General features: G+C 52.2%; 3 protein-coding genes. All 3 read right to left on the reverse strand.

What is annotated here, in order from left to right:
* Window positions 1–620 (reverse strand): polyprenyl diphosphate synthase (uppS, locus tag WAO31_RS03295; RefSeq protein WP_509590227.1); only part of this gene is annotated, 620 nt, incomplete at its 3' end.
* Window positions 617–1,342 (reverse strand): DNA repair protein RecO, encoded by a 726-nt coding sequence (recO, locus tag WAO31_RS03300; RefSeq protein ID WP_509590229.1) that lies wholly within the window; start codon window positions 1,340–1,342, stop codon window positions 617–619. The genes recO and uppS, both read right to left, overlap by 4 nt.
* A gap of 35 nt (window positions 1,343–1,377) precedes the next feature.
* Window positions 1,378–3,031, reverse strand: a 1,654-nt coding sequence (gene leuA, locus WAO31_RS03305) for a 2-isopropylmalate synthase (protein ID WP_509590231.1), incomplete at its 5' end; no start/stop codon positions are given.

Genomic DNA, 3,031 nt, shown 5'->3' on the forward strand with positions numbered 1-3,031 from the left:
AAGTTGGAGATGCGCGTTTCACCGCAGGTTCTAATAAACAGGTCCACATCCGAAAGCGGATTGGTTGACAGCAGTTTGCCGAAGCTTTTTTCTGTGACAGCACCCGGCTTGAGCTTTTTCTTGGCCGCCAGGTCCGCAATTTCGTTGACGGCGTCAACAATTTCGATGCGAGAGCCGTAGTTAACGCACATGGTCAGCACGAGTCCCTTATTTTTCTTCGTTAGCTCCTCGGCAGCCTCTAACTCGTCAATGACGCTCGCCCATAGCTTGGGTCTTCTGCCAACCCATCGGACTTTGACTCCCCAGTGGTGGAGTTGGTCGCGCCTGGATCGCAAGACATCTTTATTGAAACCCATCAGGAAGCGAACCTCTTCAGGTGAGCGTTTCCAGTTTTCGGTGGAAAATGCGAAAACCGTTAGCTCGCTAACCCCAGCCTCAATTGCTCCGGCGACCACATCCAAAAGGGCCGCTTCACCGGCTTTGTGACCCTCTATTCGAGTGAGCCCTCGCTTATTTGCCCAGCGTCCATTCCCGTCCATAACAATTGCAACGTGCTTTGGGACCTTTTCAAACCTTGGTGGCTTTACGCCTTGTTTCGAAATAGGTAAAAAATGCATCATGCTCTTTCCACGTGCGGCATGGACTTCAATCCTCGCTCGATGTGCCACTGGCTATACGCAGCAACAATACCTGAGGCGCTGGATCTGGCCTGATCGCTGGATTTTTCCGCTGCCTCCCAATCACCCGATAGCAGGGCTCCGAGTAAATCACTGGTATCTGTGGATATAGCCACTGCCCCGATTGGTTTGCAGTTTTGACAAACAACTGATCCCACCTGCATCACAAACGCCGAGTGAGGACCGATTGCCTCACACCTTGCGCAGTTATCGAAACTCGGCGCCCAACCGGCAATTGCGAGAGCCCTCAAAAGGTAGGAATCTAAAATTAAGGAGCAGTCGTGCTCCTTGGTCGCAAGCGAGCGTAGAGCACCAACAAGCAAAAGATATTGCTGCGGTGAGGATTCCTCTGAGGTGAGTCGTTCAGCCGCTTCGACCATCGCATTTGCAGCGGTGAAGGCTTGGTAGTCCTCGATTATTTGTCCGCCGTAAGATCCGATGGTTTCTGCTTGGTTCACAATGTCTAGAGATTTACCCTCGTAAAACTGGGCGTCAACAACCATGAATGGTTCCAACCTGGAGCCAAACTTTGAGGCGGTTCTTCTAACCCCCTTGGCAACGGCACGAATCTGGCCACGGTAGCGCGAGAGCAAAGTGACGATACGGTCTGCTTCACCCAGCTTCTGGGTTCTGAGCACAACTGCTTCATCTCGGTAAAGGGGCACCTAACCAGTATCTAATGGCCAAACCAACAATCGCCTTAGCGGATGGCGCGGTTTACTCCGGAGATAACGGCCTTCAGGGAAGAGGTGGCGATATCGGAATCAATTCCGACTCCCCAAAGGGTTTTTCCGGCTACATCCAGCTCAATATAGGAAGCTGCCTGGGCATCTCCTCCAGCGCTCATGGTGTGCTCGACGTAGTCCAATAGTTTGGTTTCCACACCCTGAGCTCCCAAAATTGCCAGGAAGGCAGAGATCGGACCATTGCCAGTACCTGAAACCTCGAGTTCTTTTGAGCCGTCGCGAAGAACGATGTCTAGCTTGACCTCGCCGTCCATTTCACTTTCGGTCCGCATACGCTTTAGCTCAAAGCGCCCCCACTTGAGCTCCGGTGTGTCAATTGCTGCTGGCAAGTACTCGTCCTTGAAGATGTCCCAAAGCTTTTCGCTGCTTACCTCGCCACCCTCTGAATCGGTCAGGCCCTGAACAACTCGAGAGAACTCGATTTGAAGTTTCCTTGGAAGGTCAAGGGAGTGATCAGATTTCAATAGATAGGCAACCCCACCCTTACCGGACTGTGAGTTAACACGAATCACGGCCTCGTAGCTTCGGCCAACATCCAGTGGGTCAATCGGGAGGTAGGGAACCGCCCACTCGAGATCGGTCAAGCTCTTGCCTGACTCATCTGCGGTGACTTGCATCGCCTCGAATCCTTTTTTGATGGCGTCTTGGTGTGAGCCGGAGAAGGCCGTGTACACCAGATCGCCTCCGTATGGTGAGCGCTCTGCAACTGGTAATTGGTTGCAGTACTCCACAGTTCGCTTGATATTGTCAATGTCACTGAAGTCAATTTCTGGATCTATGCCCTGGCTGAAAAGGTTCAGCCCCAGAGTCACTAGATCAACGTTTCCAGTTCGCTCACCGTTTCCAAATAGGCAACCCTCTATTCGGTCAGCGCCTGCCATGTATCCCTGCTCTGCAGCTGCGATTGCGGTACCACGGTCGTTGTGAGGGTGCAGTGACAAAATCACACTCTCGCGCTTAGCCAGGTGCCTACTCATCCACTCAATAGAATCGGCGTAAACGTTTGGGGTGATCATCTCTACGGTGGCTGGCAGGTTAATAACCATTTGACGCTCAGGAGTTGGTGCAATTTCTTCGATCACCGCGTTGCAAACCTCAACCGCATACTCAAGCTCGGTACCGGTGTAGCTCTCGGGTGAATACTCGTAATAGATCTTTGTTCCTGGAAGCGTGTGCTCGAGTGATTTGCACTTAATCGCTGCGTCCAGGGCAATTTTCTTAATACCGTCCTTGTCTTGTTTGAAAACAACTTTGCGCTGCAAAACAGAGGTCGAGTTATAGAAGTGGACGATTACGCTCTTAGCACCCACCAGCGATTCGTAGGTTCGCTCGATTAGGTGATCTCTAGCCTGAGTGAGCACCTGTATGGTGACATCTTCGGGAATGTGACCCTCTTCGATGAGCACCCGAACAAAATCAAAATCGGTCTGGCTGGCCGATGGAAATCCAACTTCAATTTCTTTGTAGCCCATGCGAACCAGCAGTTGGAACATCTTGAGCTTCCGCTCCGGAGACATCGGATCGATCAGGGCCTGGTTGCCATCCCGAAGATCCACCGCGCACCAGCGCGGTGCCTTTGTGATGCGCCTTGTGGGCCAGGTGCGATCG

This window comes from Rhodoluna sp. (assembly GCF_049276775.1).
In the GTDB taxonomy this organism is placed as follows: Bacteria; Actinomycetota; Actinomycetes; order Actinomycetales; family Microbacteriaceae; genus Rhodoluna.